The following is a 14,249-nucleotide window of genomic DNA, read 5'->3' as shown; positions in this document are numbered from 1 at the left end:
ACCATGGAGGGGTGACGTCACCCGGTTATCTCCGCTACCCCCACCTGCGCGGGGGCCTGCTGGCGTTCACCGCCGAGGACGACGTCTGGGTGGCGCCGCTCGACCCGGACGGCACCGTCGGCCGCGCCTGGCGGGTCAGCTGCGACCGCACCCGGGTCAGCCACCCCCGCCTCTCCCCCGACGGCCGCACCCTCGGCTGGACCGGCTGGCAGGCCCTGGCTCCCGAGGTCTGGACCGCCCCCGTGGACGGCGGCGAGGCCGTCCGGATGAGCCACTGGGGCAGCCAGGACACCCGGCTGCGCGGCTGGCTGCCGGACGGCGAACTGCTCGCCGTCACCTCCTTCCACGAGCCCTTCGGCCACTACACCTGGGCGCACGCCCTGCCAGCGGACGGCTCTCCCGGGCGCCGGATGCCCTGGGGGCCGGTCGGCGACGCCCAGATGAGCCGGGCGCACACCGTCCTGCTCACCGGCACCGCGCCGCACGAACCCGCCGCCTGGAAGCGCTACCGGGGCGGCGCCGTCGGGCGGCTCTGGGTGGACGGCATGCAGGTCCTGGAGGGCCACCGGGGGCACCTCGCCTCCCCGATGCCGGTCACCGCCGCCGAGGGCGACCGGGTCGCCTTCCTCTCCGACCACGAGGGCATCGGCAACCTCTACTCCTGCCGCCCCGACGGCACCGACCTGCGCCGGCACACCGACCACGCCTCCTACTACGCCCGTGAGGCCGCCACCGACGGCACCCGGATCGTCTACCAGCACGCCGGCGACCTCTGGCTGCTGGAGAGCCTGGACGCCCCCGCCCCGCATCGGCTGCGCGTCCCGCTCGGCGGAGCCCGCGCGGGACGCCGGCCGTACCAGGTGAGCGCTGCCTCGCACGTCAAGGACCTCGCCTGCGACCAGACCGGCCGCGCCGGGGTGATCACCGTACGCGGCAGCCAGTACTGGCTCACCCACCGCGACGGCCCGGCCCGGGCGCTCGCCGACACCCCGGGCGTGCGCACCCGGCTGCCGGTGGTGCTCGGGCAGACCGGCGAGGCCTGCTGGATCACCGACGCCCAGGGCGAGGACGCGGTCGAGATCGTTCCGCTGCCCGGGCACGAGCAGGCCCCCGGCCACCACGCACACCGGCTGCTCGCCGCCGGCCGGCTCGGCCGCGTCCTGGAACTGACCGCCGCCCCCGACGGCGCCCACCTGGCCGCCGCCGCCTCCGACGGCCGCCTGCTGCTGGTCGCCACCGCCGACGGGGCCGTCCGCGAACTGGCCGCCTCCGAGCACGGCCCCGTCTCCGGCGCCCGCTTCTCCCCCGACTCACGCTGGATCGCCTGGTCCCAGCCGGTGACCGGCCGCTCACTGCGCCGGATCCGGCTCACCCGTACCGACGCGCCCGCGGCGACCACCGAGGTCACCGACGGCCGGTTCGAGGACGAGCAGCCCGTCTTCACCCGGGACGGCCGCTACCTGGCCTTCCTCTCCTGGCGCGGCTTCGACCCGGTCCACGACGTGCACACCGGTGACCTCTCCTTCCCGCTCGGCTGCCGCCCCTACCTCGTCCCGCTCGCCGCCGACACCCCGTCCCCGTTCGCCGCGCCCGCCGAGGACGGCACCCCGCGCGGCGACGGCGGCGGCGACGGCACCGTCCACGTCGACCCGGAGGGCATCGGCGAACGGCTGCTCCAGTTCCCCGTGATCGCCTCCAAGTACTCGGCCACCGACGCCGCCCGCGGCGGGCTGCTCTGGCTGCGCTGGCCGATCTCCGGCACCCTCGGGCAGACCTTCACCAACCCGGACGACACCTCCGGCCGCCCCTCCCTGGAGTACTACGACCTGGCCCGGGGCACCCGCACGACGCTGGCCGACAAACTGGACGGCTACGCCGTCTCCGGCGACGGCGGCTCGGTCGCGATCTATTCGGCCGGCACGCTGCGGATCGTCCCGGTCACCGCCCCCTCCGCCGGGACCACCGTGGACCTGCGCCGGATCACCCACACCGTGCACCCGGCCGCCGAGTGGCGCCAGGCGTACGGCGAGGCGGCCCGGATCGTCCGGGACCAGTTCTGGGACGCCGGGATGTGCGGGCTGGACTGGCCCGCGCTGGTCGCCCAGTACCGGCCCCTGCTGGACCGGGTGGCCGGCCCGGACGACTTCGCCGACCTGCTGCGCGAACTCCTCGGCGAACTCGGCACCTCGCACGCGTACGTCACCCCGTCCCGGCGCGGCGAGGGGCCCTCGCTCGCGCAGCAGCCGCTCGGGCTGCTCGGCGCCAACGCCCACCGCGCCGCCGACGGACGCTGGCTGGTCGACCGCGTCCTGCCGGGCGAATCCTCCGACCCGCGGGCCCGCGCCCCGCTCGCCGTCCACGGCGTCCGCGACGGCGACGAACTGCTCGCGGTGGCCGGGCGCCCGCTGGACCCGGTCCGCGGCCCGGGCCCGCTGCTGGCCGGCACCGGCGGCACCACCGTCGAGCTCACCCTGCGCAGCGGGCCCGACGGCCCGGTCCGCCGGATCGCCGTCTCCCCGCTGACCGACGAGCGGCCCATCCGCTACCAGGACTGGGTGGCCAAACGGCGCGCCCTGGTCCGGGAGTTCAGCGACGGCCGGTGCGGCTACCTGCACATCCCGGACTTGGGCGGCTCCGGCTGGGCGCAGTTCAACCGGGACCTCCGCCGGGAGCTGGACAAGCCCGCGCTGGTGCTCGACGTCCGCGGCAACGCCGGCGGCAACGTCTCCGAACTGGTGCTGGAGAAACTCACCCGACGGGTGCTGGCCTGGGACTTCAGTCGCGGACGGCAGCCGGTGCGCTGGCCCCGGGACGCACCGCGCGGGCCGGTGGTGGCACTCGCCGACGAGGCCACCAGCTCGGACGGGGACGTCATCATCACCGCGATCAAGCTGCTCGGGCTGGGCCCGGTGGTGGGCAACCGGACCTGGGGCGGGGTGGTCGGCATGACCGGGCGGCACACGCTCGGCGACGGCACGCAGATCTCGGTGCCGAAGAACGCCTCCTGGTTCACCGGCGGGCTCGGCTGGTCGGTGGAGAACCACGGCGCGGAGCCGGACGTGCACGTGCTGCGCACCCCGCAGGACTGGGCCCGGGGGCGGCACGTCGAGCTGGTCACGGCGGTGCGGCTGGCGCTGGACCTGCTGGAGGACGCGCCGGCCGCCGTCCCGCCGCCGGACGACACCCCGCGCCCGGACCTGCGGCGCCCGCCGCTGCCGCCGCGGGCGTGACGAGGGGCGCGCCCGGCCGGGCGCGCCCCTCGTGTGTCAGCCCCGGGTCACCGCGTGGCCGGTCCCGAGGACCAGAGGTCCAGGGGCGGGGGTACAGAGGTTCGGGATGGTTCAGTCCCAGGGGTCGCCCTCGGCCGTCATGTCCTCCCGGGCCCGTTCCTCGGCCTCCCGGTCGCTGAGGCCGGCGGCCTCCTGCGCCTCTCGGGCCTTCTCGATCTCGGGGCCGAACGCGTCGGCGGCCTCGTCGTGGGCGAGGGCGGCGCGCTGGGCGGCGTCCGTCATCGCGGTGGTGTCCTGTTCATGGCTCCCGCCGAGGGAGGACCTGGCCTCCTCGGCGTCGCCGTGCGCCTTGTGGCGGAACCTGTCGAAGATGCCCATGACTCCTCCTCCGGACGGATACCGGGCTGACCCCACTCTCACACCGGGACGGGAGGAACGCATCCCCAGGCCACGGGCCCCGGGGCGGCGCCCCGGGGCCCGTGGCGGAGGGCTCAGCCGCTGATGCTGGCCGCGCCGGTCTCCAGGTGGCCGGTGAACCGCTGGGACCAGCTGGTGTCGGCGTCCACCGTGACGGTGAAGTCGTACCAGCCGTTGTTGTAGGCGACCACGTTGAAGTAGTCGCTCACGCTGGCGCCGGCCGGCACCTGGTACGTCCAGGGGCCGTCGGTGCGGTAGTTGTTCGAGGCGATGGTGAAGGTCAGCGGCGTCGTGCCGGAGTTGGCGAGCTTGAACCAGAGCGCCGGCTTGCCGGTGCCCGGCTCGACCGCGTACGAGGCGGTGACCGCCGCGTTCTTGCCCGCCTTCGTCGCATCGCCCTTGAAGCGGCGCAGGAAGCGGTTGGGGCCGACCACCGAGAGGTCGTACGGGCCGCTGCCGAAGCCGGTGCCGCAGTTGAAGAAGTCGCTCGTGTTGGTTCCCGGGTCGACGGTGTACTGCCAGGGGCCGCCGCTGCGGTAGGCGTTGGCGTAGGCGGCGAAGTGCGCGGACTTCACCGCCGCCGCGCCGGCGTTCTCCATCTTGATCCAGACCTTCATCACCCCGGCCGAGCCGAACTACAGGTGGTCCAGGTTGGCGTTGGGCTGGTACGGCAGGGCACGCGCGGGGCGGGTGCCGGACTCCTGCACCGGGAGCTGGTTGTTCACCGGGGCAGGATTGGGCAGCGGGCCGCAGGCGGACAGGCCGATGGTCTGCGAGGTGTCGGGCAGCGCCGGCAGGCCGTAGACCGGGTTGGCGAAGTCGAAGAGGCCGGTGAGGTCGCCGCAGACGCGCCGACGCCAGTCGCTGATGTTCGGGCAGGTGGCCGGCTTGCCGATGGCGGCCGTCCACTTCTCCAGGAAGCGCAGCACCGAGGTGTGGTCGAAGACCTCGGAGTCGACCCAGCCGCCGCGGGTCCAGGGCGAGATGGCGATCATCGGGACGCGGAAGCCGAGCCCGATGTTCTTGCCGCCGTAGAACTCGCCGGGGGTGCCGGCCGGGGCGGCCGGCGGGGGGACGTGGTCGAAGAAGCCGTCGTTCTCGTCGTAGTTGAGGAAGAGGACGGTCGAGTTGAAGACGTCCGGGTTCGCGTTGAGGGCGTCGATCACGTTGTGGACGAAGTGCGCGCCGTCGGCCGGCGTGGCGTACGGGTGCTCGGAGACCTCCTGGTTGGGGACGATCCAGGAGACCTGCGGGAGGGTGCCGTTCAGCACGTCGGCCCTGATCGCGGCGACGATGTCGTCCGGGGTTCGGCCGGTGGGCTTCGGGACGGAGCCCATGCCCTTGACGGCGAGCGGGCTGCCGGCCGGGGCGCTGGCGAACTGGGTGAAGTAGGCCAAAGCGTTGTCGCCGTAGTTGTCGGCGGCGTTCTGGTAGACCTTCCAGCTCACCCCGGCGTTCTGGAGCGCCTCGGCGTAGGTCTGCCAGCGCAGGCCCTTCTCGTCGCCGCCGTCGTACGCCGGGCCGCCGGCCTTGCCGTCCGGGTCGATCTGGCCGGACCAGTGGTAGGTGCGGTTGGGGCCGGTGGCGCTGAGGACGGAGCAGAAGTAGGCGTCGCAGACGGTCCAGTTCTCGGCGAGCGCGTAGTGGAACGGGATGTCCTGGCGGGTGAGGTAGCCCAGGGTGCGGACGTTGCCCTTGGCGAGGACCCAGGAGTCCAGCTTGCCGCCGTTCCATGCGGTGTGCTGGTCGCTCCAGCCGTGGGCGAGGTCGCCGTTGCACTGCGCCAGGCGCTCGGGGTCGGCGCCGCCGGCCGGCTTGGTGGCGCTGAACTGCCACGGGTACTGGCGGCCCAGGCCGTTGGGCTGGTTGAAGACGCTGTAGCCGCCGGCTATCTGGATCGCGCTGCGGTCGGCGAAGCCGCGCACGCCGCGCAGCATCCCGAAGTAGTGGTCGAAGCTGCGGTTCTCCTGCATCAGGATGACGATGTGCTGCGCGTCCGCGATGGTGCCGGTCTGCGACAGTGCCGCCGACGGCACGGCGGCGGGCGCTCCCGGTGCCGCGCCCGCACCGGTGGTCCCGGCCACGGCCAGACCGGCCGCGGCAGCTCCGGACAGTGCGACGAACTTCCTACGACTCAGCTCGGCCATCAGCCCAGCCCGTCCCTTCACTGGCGATGTTGTGCACACAAGTTGGGACCCCCCGATCGCGCAGCATCCTCCACCCCGGCCGAACCTCCCCACCAGAGGGCCTCGTCAGGGTTGGCGGACTGTTCGCCCCACCGTCACCGAGCGACGTACGGCTGAACGCCCGGGCTCAGTCCTTCACGGTGATGCCCAGAGCATGGGCGAACTGGGGTGCCAGTTCAAGGAGTTGGGTGGAGCTGATGACAGCGCCCTTCAGCCCCTGGTGGCCGTCGGGCAGGCCGAGGCTGACGGCGCCGCGCAGGTCGACCCGGCTGAGCCCGGCCCCGCGCAGGCGGACCTCCTCCAGGGTGCAGCCGGGGAAGGAGACGTCGGTCAGCTTGGCCTCGCCGAAGTCCACGTCGCGCAGCAGGCAGTCCTCGAAGACGACGTCGCGCAGCACGGCGGCGCGCAGGTTGACCGCCTCCAGTTTGCAGCCGCGGAAGACCGTGCGGCGCAGCGCCGAGCCGTGCGCGGCGACACCGGCCAGCACGCCGCCGGTGATCGCGCTGTCCTGCCATTCGGACTCGCTGAGGTCGCAGCCCACCCAGCGGCCGGCCTGCGCCCAGACCTCGTTGAAGCGGGCCTGGCGGAGCCTGACCCCGCTCAGCGCGACGCCGGTGAACGCGCACTCCAGGAAGGTGGCGCCGCCGGCCGACTGGTCGGCGTACTCGCCGCCGTCGAAGTGCACGGTGTCGTATCGCCCGTCGCTGCGCAGCCCGCCGGTGTGCGGGGTCAGCAGGTGGGCGAAGGGCAGGTCGGCCAGGCGGTCGGGGACGGAGAGCGGCATGACGGGTGGCACCTCGCGATCGGTGGACGGTCTCGCCCGCATGCTCGCACGCGCCACCGACAGGGCCCGGCCGCCCGGGTGGGCGGCCGGGCCGTTCCGGCGCCGGGGCGGTCGATCAGCCGCGGGACCAGAGGGAGTTGACCCGGCTGCGCTCGGTGCTGTTCGGGTACGGGTTGGTGCAGGAGGTGCCCGGGCCGCCGCCGGACATCAGCTCGCTGCACGGGCCGGAGTAGTGGTCCGGCAGGCCGAGCACGTGCCCGGTCTCGTGGGCGGTGACCCGGGTGGAGTTGTACTGCCGGTTCTGCTGGTAGTCCAGGAAGATGTAGCCGCGGCCGTGCCCGTCGGTGCTGGCGTAGGAGCCGCGCGAGTCGTTGCCCTCGTAGTAGCGGAAGTCGGCGGCCGAGCCGGAGCGCAGCTGGACGTTGCTGACCGAGCCGTTCCAGATCTGGGCGCTCTGGGCTATCTGGTTGCGGAAGGTCGGCGCGCTGCTGGCGTCGTAGGTGACCACGACGGTCTTGAGGTACGGCGTGGCCGCCTGCTTGGCGAGCGCCGACTTCATCACGGCCTCGTAGAACGCCTGGTTGTCGGCGTCCTCGGCGGCCGATCCCGCGTAGCCGGCGGCGGCGGTGTAGCCCTGGACGGACGCGGCGGCGGGTGCGGGCGCGGCAACGGCCGTGGTGGGCAGGGCGGCCAGGCCGGCCGCGAGCACCAGGCCGACGGCGGCGGAGAGCGTGCGGGACATGCGGTTCACGTGGGGGCTCCTGTTCGCGGGTGCCGCGGCCGCTTTGGGGGTGGGCCGCGGTGAACGGGTGAACGGTGGGTGGGACGGTCCCGAGCGGTCCTCGACCGTTCCGGACGGTCGGCCATGGCCGGGGACCTTCCCGAACGGGGCGGTGGTCAGCGCGCGGTGGCGGCCAGCCCGTTCTGCCAGAGGGAGTTGACCCGGCGACGCTCGGCCGAGTTCGGGTACGGGTTGGTGCAGGACGGGCCAGGGCCGCCGCCGGACATCAGCTCGCTGCACGGGCCGGAGTAGTGGTCGGGCAGCCCGAGCACGTGCCCGGTCTCGTGGGCGGTGACCCGGGTGGAGTCGTACTCCTGGTTCTGGGTGTAGTCGAGGAAGATGTAGCCGGAGCCATGGCCGTCGGTGCTGGCGTACGAGCCGTTGCTCGGGTCGTCGCCCTCGTAGTAGGAGAAGTCGGCGTTGGAGCCGGCCTGCAGCCGGACGTTGCCGACCGAGCCGTTCCAGATCTGGGCGGCCCGGGCTATCTCGGACGCGAAGGACGGCGCGTTGCTGGGGTCGTAGGTGACCACGACGGCCTTGAGGTACGGCGTGGCGGCCTGCTTGGCGCGCGCCGACTTCATCACGGCCTCGAAGAAGGCCTGGTTGTCGGCCTTCCCGGCACTCTTCTGCCCCGGGGCCGGGGCCGTGTAGTGCTGCGCGGCGGGGGCGCCGGCGGCCGGTGCGGCCGGTGCGGCCGTCGCGGCGGTGGGCAGGGTGGCGACGCCGGCGGCCAGGGCGAGGCCGAGGGCAGCGGAAAGCGTCCGCGGGATGCGGTTCATGTGGGGGGCTCCGATTATGCGAATGCCGCGGCCGGTGGGGGCCTGCCGCGGGGCACCGGATGAATTCCTGCCCCAGAGCTTCGGTCAGGGCGGCGGCCCGGCGGATGATGTCAACCGCCGATAGCGCGGACCAATCTCCCCCGGGAGGCGGGGGTCGCGGCGGTCCGGGGGCGAGCCAGCTTCCTGTCATGTCCCTGGCGTCACACCCATTCGCCCGTTATGCTCCCGATGTGGAGCTCGACGTGAGACACCTTCGGGTGCTGTGCGCGATCGCCGACACCGGCAGCCTCCGCAAGGCTGCGCTGCACCTCGGCATGACCCAGCCCTCCCTCACCACCCAGCTGCACCGCATCGAACGGACGGTCGGCGGCGCGCTGTTCACCCGCGAGCAGACCGGCAGCCGGCCCACCGTACTCGGCCACTCGGTCCTGTCCCGGGCCCGGCCGGTGATCGCCGAGATGGCCGCACTGGTCGCCGCCGCCCGACAGGAGGCCCGGGAGGCCGCCGGCAGCGAACGCGCCCGCCGGCTGCGGATCGGCAGCGTCGGCAGCCGGGCGGTGGCGGCCTGGCTGCGCCGGGTGCACAAGCGGCTGCCGGAGACGGACACCACCATCCACATCGACATCTCCGCCAACGCCCTGCTGCGGATGGTCGCCGCCGACCAGCTGGACGTCGCCTTCGTGCACGAGAGCGAGGGCTTCCCGCTGCGGGTGCCGCCGGACGCCGAGCACCGCGTCCTGATGGCCCGGGAGCCGCAGTTCGTCGCGCTCGCCGCAGGCCACCCCGCCGCCGCCCGTCCGGTGGTGCACCTGGCCGACCTCGCCGAGGACACCTGGATGGTCGACCCGACCGCCGACCACGAGTACGCGGCGATGCGCCGGGTGTTCACCGAGGCCGGGCTCAACCCCCGGGTGGTACAGGTGCGCGACAACGCGACCGCCGCCGAGCTGGTCGCCTCCGGCGAGGCCGTCCGCCCCTGCCAGCCGACCTCCGCGGCCGGACCGGGCACGGTCGTCCGGCCGGTGCACGGCGACCCGCTCGCCGTCCGGTTACTGCTCACCTGGCGGCCGCGCGCGCTCAGCCCGCCCGCGCTGGACGCGCTGTTCGGGGAGCTGCGCGCGGCCTACCTGGACCTCGCGCAGGTCAACCCGGCCTACCGGGCCTGGCTCTCCCGTCAGGACCAGGCACTGCACCACCTGCTCGGCCACTCCCCCGAGGGGGACCCCCGCGACGGGCAGCCGCCGGGGTCCCGCCCCTCCCCCGGCCGGGAGGGCCGCCCAGGCCGGGAGGGCCGGGACGGTCAGGCCGCCCGGTCCGGTGAGGCCGCGCGGGCGTCCAGCGTCACACCCAATGCGACCGTGGCCGCGCCCACCAGACCCGCTGCCAGGACACCGGAGTCACCGGCCGCCGTACACGCCAGCACCGCCACCGAGGCGGCCGGCAGCAGCGCCTGCTCCACCCCGGTCTTGACGTGCCGGGCGTGCAGCAGCCAGACGGTGAACAGGTAGAGCGCGGTCGGCACGGTCACCGTCGCGGTGGCCGCCGCCTCGGAGATGTGGGCCTTGTGCACGGCCGACTCCACCGCCACCTCCAGCCCGGCGCCGATCGCCGCCGCCGAGCCGAACACCAGGTAGTGGCCGTACCCCCAGAGGAACGCCTGCCGGTTGGAGCGCAAGTGGTCGTGGACCGGCCGGGCGAAGTAGATCCACCAGGCCGAGAAACAGATCAGCAGGCCGCCGACGGCGACCGGCACCAGCCGGCCCAGCCCCTCGTGCTCGTCCACCGCCGACTGCACCGCGACCGTCGCCGCCGCCACCGTCTCGCCGAGCACGATCAGTGTGAACAGGCCGTACCGCTCGGCGATGTGGTGCGGGTGCCAGGAGGTCTGGAGGCGCAGCTCGGCGATCACCGGCACGGACAGCTCGGCCAGGATGCCCAGCGGGATCACGTACAGCCGGGCGCCGTGCGGCAGCGCCAGCATCACCACCCAGGCGATCTGGCAGACCGTGATCCCGGCCGCGTACCGCAACGCGACCCCGCGCGCCTGCCCCTCCTCGCTGGCCGCCGCGCGCAGCCACTGGGTGACCATGGCGAGGCGCATCACCACGTACCCGATCACCGAGAGCCCCAGGTCCTGCTCGGCGAACATCCGCGGCACGCCGGCCGCCAGGATCAGCACTCCGGCGATCTGCACCAACGTGGTGACCCGGTACGGGACGTCGTCGCAGTCGTACGCGGAGGCGAACCAGGTGAAGTTCATCCAGGCCCACCAGATCGCGAAGAACGCAAAGACGTAGCCGGTCAGGCCGTCGCCGTAGTGGCCGGCGGCCAGGTCGTGGGCGAGCTCCCGGCCGGCCTGGCCGACCGCGACCACGAAGCAGAGGTCGAAGAAGAGCTCCAGCGGGGTGGCGACCCGGTGCGGCTCGTCCCGGCTGCGCGGGACCATCCGGCGCACCGGGTGCCGGTCGACGGGGTGCGGGCGGTGGGCTGCGGCGGATTCGCTGGTCATGGGCGGGGGTCTCCGGGCTCCGGGACGGGCGGGCTGCGCCGTCCCGCCGCATCCTGGCAGCGGCCCGGGCCGGGCGCACGCACCGGCGCGGCCACCGTACGGCGGGAGGGCGGCGCCGGTAGCCTGCGGGGGCCGCCGGCGGCGTGGTGCCCGGGGCCGTGCCGGGAGCCGTACCCGGAGCCCCCCCCCCCCCGCATGTCGGTTTCGTCCGATTTGCCGTGCCGTCAGCGAGAGTTGACGCCCGAGTGCGCGAACCGGGTGACAGCTCGGCGGGTTTCCGGGCGCGCCCGCGGCGTACGGCACGGCGGCCCGATCGCCCCGCTAGATTCTTCCCCGGTTGGAAGCGGGCGGGTCCGGAGGGGACCCCACGACACGGGTGGCCTGCGGGCATCGCGGAAGGTCAAGGCCGGTGGCAGGAGAACGGGGGCGGCGGAGCCGTCCTTCCGTGTCCGTACCACCGGCCTCGTGATCACCGCGCTGCTCGCCAGCGCCTGCCCTGCCACCCCCGCCACCCCGGGGCCCGCCGAAGCGGCCGCGGCGGCTACTTCTCCCAGCCCACCTTGGCGTAGTCGGCGCCGGCCAGGCCGAACGCACCGTAGTTGGCCAGCCCCTTGCGGGCCGCCAGCACGGTCGGCCGCTGGTACAGCTCGACGGTGTGGCCGAGCTCCCAGATCCTGGCGTCCGCCTGGTTGTAGAGCTTGGCGGCCTCCACCGGGTCGATCGTGCCGGCCGCCTTCTTGAGCAGTTCGTCGATCTCGGGCGTGCCGAGCTTGGAGTAGTTGCCGAAGACGTTGTCACCCTGCGGCAGCCGGAAGTTGAGCAGGCTACTGGAGAGCGGGAACGAGTCGGTGTTGCGCCAGCTGGCGATGTCGAACTTACCCGTGTTCACGTACTTGGTGAAGAAGTCGTTGGACGGGACCTTGTCGAGTTCGACCTTCACGCCCGCCGCCAGCCACATCGCCTGGGCGGCGGTGGCGAGGTCGAGCTGGGCCTGCGGGGTCGCGTCGTTGATGACGAAGTGCAGGGTCAGCGGCTGGCCGTCCTTGGTGCGCGGCTGGCCGCTGCCGGCCTCCTTCCAACCCGCCTCGTCCAGCGCCTTCTTGGCGGCGGCCGGGTCGTACTTGGCCCACTCGCCGGAGTTGTCCTGGTAGCCGGTCTGGTTGGGCATGAAGATGTGGTTGCCGAGCGGCTTGAACTCCACCGGCACACCGTTGTTGGCGATCTTGATCAGCGCGGAGCGGTCCAGCGCCTTGCCGAGCGCCTGGCGCACCTTCTGGTCCGCCAGCGCACCGCCTCCGCCGAACGAGAGGTGCACCTCGTCCCACGGGCTGGCAGACCGGATCACGGTGTCCTTGGCGTCCTTGAGCTGCCCGTACGCCGTCGCGGTGCCCGCCGTGGCGAGGTCGATCTCGTTGTTGAGGAACGCCTGCGTGGTCGCCGACTGCGACATCACCCGGAAGGTGACCTTGTCCGCCTTGGCCTTCGCACCCCACCACGCCTGGTCCGGGACGAGCGTGATGGTCTGCGCCGTCTTGTCCATCGTGCCGATCTTCAGCGCCCCGGCCGTGATCGGGATCTTGTCGATCCAGCCCTTGTTGAAGTCGTCCGCGGTGCCGATCCCGGCCGCCGGGACCAGCGGGCGGAACAGGTTCTGCCAGTCCGCGTACGGCTCCGAGAAGGTCACCTTGACCTCGCTCGCGTCGGCGCCCTGCTCGACGCCGGAGATCAGCTCGTAGCCGGCGGAGTCGGCGATGTTGTAGCCGTCCTTCTTGCCGTTGCTGGCCTCCCAGTCCGCCTTGAAGTCCAGGTAGCCGAGCGGCTTCCCGTCCGACCACTTGGCCTTCGGGTTGAGCTTGTAGGTGATCACCTGCGGGGAGGTCGAGGTGACCTTGGCCTCCAGCAGGTAGTCGGTGACCGGCTTGAACGTGCCGGACTCGTCGGTGGTGAAGAGGTTCGGCTCCAGCGCTCTCATGATGTCGACCGCGTCGCCGTAGCGGCCGTCCACCTGGAACGGGTTCCACTGGGTGATCCACTGGTAGAGCGGGAACCGGACCTCGCCACCGTCGCGCAGCTGGTCCGGCGACTTGGCGTTGATGTCGATCGCACCCTGCCCGGGGGGCTGACTCTTGGCCACGCTGTCGGCCGATCCGCCGCCGCCCGAGGTGCACGCGGTGGCCGCGAGCGCCACGGCGAGAGCGAGCGCGGCGGCCCGGCCGAAGCCGCGGGCGGGTGTGCTGGAAGCGTCCATGAGGGTTCCCCCCGTGAAATGACAGGTTGTGAGAGTTGGGCGTCGCAAGGTGTGGCGAGGCTTGAGCGTGGGCAGCCAAGTCGGTGCCGGCGGACCGAACGTAACAGCGGATCAGGGCGAGTACCAGGGGGAGGAGTTCACATCTGATCCAAACGAAACAGGCCGCAACACTGCCGCAATGCCGCGGCCGTGCACCGGTGCCAGACTCTTGACCTGCACCTTTCCCCCACCGGCTCGAACAGGGCCACCGACCGAAGGCCACCCACCGATGCCCACCAGACGCGTCGGCCCCGCCCCCACCCCGGGCGGCCGCTGATGCTCCGCTACCTGGCGAAGCGGCTCAGCTACTACGCGGTGCTCCTGATCGCCGCCGTGTTCCTGGCGTACGCGCTCTCCGCCGCCGCCCTCCAGCCGCGCACCTACTTCGAGGCCAAGGTGCCGCGGCCGTCCGCCGCCTCGGTCGAGCGACAGCTCACCGATCTCAACCTGAACGACCACACACCGGTCGTCGAACGCTTCGGCCACTGGGCCGGCGGTCTGCTGCTCCACGGCGACCTCGGCCGCACCATCCACGACACCCCGGTGATGGACGACTTCCGCCGCCGGATCTGGGTCTCGCTGCGACTGCTGCTGATCGGCAGCCTGCTCGGCATGGCCCTCGGCGTCGCCGCCGGAGCCTGGAGCGCGGTGCGCCAGTACCGAATATCGGACCGGCTGCTCACCGCCTTCTCCTTCCTGATGCTCTCCACCCCGGTCTTCCTGGTGGCGCTCTTCCTCAAGAACGGCGCCATCGCCGCCAAGGACATCGCCGGCCACGAGGTCGTCCCGTTCACCGGGTACGAGACCCCCGGCCTGACCGGCGGCCTCGGCACCCACCTCGGCGACTGGACGCTGCACCTGCTGCTGCCCACCCTCTCGCTGGCGCTCGGCGGCCTCGCCACCTACAGCCGCTACCAGCGCGGCACCATGCTCGACGTGCTCGGCTCCGACTACCTGCGCACCGCCGAGGCCAAGGGCCTCACCCGCAACCGCGCCCTGCTCAAACACGGGCTGCGGACGGCGGTGATCCCGATGTCGACGATGTTCGCCTACAGCTTCCTCGGCATCTTCACCGGCGCCGCCTTCACCGAGACCATCTTCGGCTGGCACGGCATGGGCGAGTGGTTCATCCAGTCCATCAACGAACAGGACGTCAACGCGGTCGTCGCCGTCAACCTGTTCGCCGCCGTCGTGGTGCTCGCCTCCGGCTTCCTCGCCGACACCCTGCACGCCGCCCTCGACCCGCGTGTGCGGTCCTGACCGGAGGAGACCTGCT

Annotated in this window: 8 protein-coding genes and 2 pseudogenes; 3 read left to right on the top strand and 7 right to left on the bottom strand. The window is 72.9% G+C overall.

Annotated features, from left to right (window positions below):
• The first annotated feature begins 11 nt into the window (after positions 1-11).
• Positions 12-3,230 carry a S41 family peptidase gene (locus tag ACZ6NC_RS11255; RefSeq protein WP_465731282.1) on the top strand — a complete coding sequence of 1,073 codons (3,219 nt, stop codon included), beginning with the start codon at positions 12-14 and terminating at the stop codon, positions 3,228-3,230.
• Between the two features lie 111 nt (positions 3,231-3,341).
• Here the strand turns inward: ACZ6NC_RS11255 and ACZ6NC_RS11250 are convergent, their stop codons facing one another.
• The 5 genes and pseudogenes from ACZ6NC_RS11250 to snpA (ACZ6NC_RS11230) form a co-directional block, all read right to left on the bottom strand.
• Positions 3,342-3,608 carry a hypothetical protein gene (locus ACZ6NC_RS11250; RefSeq protein ID WP_465731280.1) on the bottom strand — a complete coding sequence of 89 codons (267 nt, stop codon included), beginning with the start codon at positions 3,606-3,608 and terminating at the stop codon, positions 3,342-3,344.
• Positions 3,609-3,721: 113 nt separating this feature from the next.
• A pseudogene (locus ACZ6NC_RS11245) lies at positions 3,722-5,794 on the bottom strand (phosphocholine-specific phospholipase C).
• Between the two features lie 166 nt (positions 5,795-5,960).
• Positions 5,961-6,617, bottom strand: a complete 657-nt coding sequence (locus ACZ6NC_RS11240) for a pentapeptide repeat-containing protein (protein ID WP_465731278.1) — start codon at positions 6,615-6,617, stop codon at positions 5,961-5,963.
• A 115-nt stretch (positions 6,618-6,732) separates the two neighbouring features.
• Complete coding sequence (snpA, locus tag ACZ6NC_RS11235) at positions 6,733-7,359, bottom strand: snapalysin (protein ID WP_465731367.1); 627 nt, start codon at positions 7,357-7,359, stop codon at positions 6,733-6,735.
• A 155-nt stretch (positions 7,360-7,514) separates the two neighbouring features.
• Positions 7,515-8,177, bottom strand: a complete 663-nt coding sequence (gene snpA / locus ACZ6NC_RS11230) for a snapalysin (RefSeq protein WP_465731276.1) — start codon at positions 8,175-8,177, stop codon at positions 7,515-7,517.
• Positions 8,178-8,365: 188 nt separating this feature from the next.
• Between snpA (ACZ6NC_RS11230) and ACZ6NC_RS11225 the strand changes: the two are divergent.
• Positions 8,366-9,367, top strand: a pseudogene (locus ACZ6NC_RS11225) (LysR family transcriptional regulator); the annotation flags it as partial.
• Positions 9,368-9,477: 110 nt separating this feature from the next.
• On the opposite strand, the gene ACZ6NC_RS11220 reads toward ACZ6NC_RS11225, so the two are convergent.
• Positions 9,478-10,686 carry a low temperature requirement protein A gene (locus tag ACZ6NC_RS11220; RefSeq protein ID WP_465731274.1) on the bottom strand — a complete coding sequence of 403 codons (1,209 nt, stop codon included), beginning with the start codon at positions 10,684-10,686 and terminating at the stop codon, positions 9,478-9,480.
• 541 nt (positions 10,687-11,227) lie between these two features.
• Positions 11,228-12,934 (bottom strand): ABC transporter family substrate-binding protein, encoded by a 1,707-nt coding sequence (locus ACZ6NC_RS11215; protein WP_465731272.1) that lies wholly within the window; start codon positions 12,932-12,934, stop codon positions 11,228-11,230.
• 315 nt (positions 12,935-13,249) lie between these two features.
• Here ACZ6NC_RS11215 and ACZ6NC_RS11210 point away from each other — a divergent pair, with 315 nt between their 5' ends.
• Positions 13,250-14,233 carry an ABC transporter permease gene (locus ACZ6NC_RS11210; protein WP_465731270.1) on the top strand — a complete coding sequence of 328 codons (984 nt, stop codon included), beginning with the start codon at positions 13,250-13,252 and terminating at the stop codon, positions 14,231-14,233.
• Positions 14,234-14,249 lie beyond the last annotated feature (16 nt).

Source organism: Kitasatospora sp. NPDC041988 (assembly GCF_055588525.1).
This window is presented reverse-complemented; position numbering and strand designations above follow the sequence as displayed.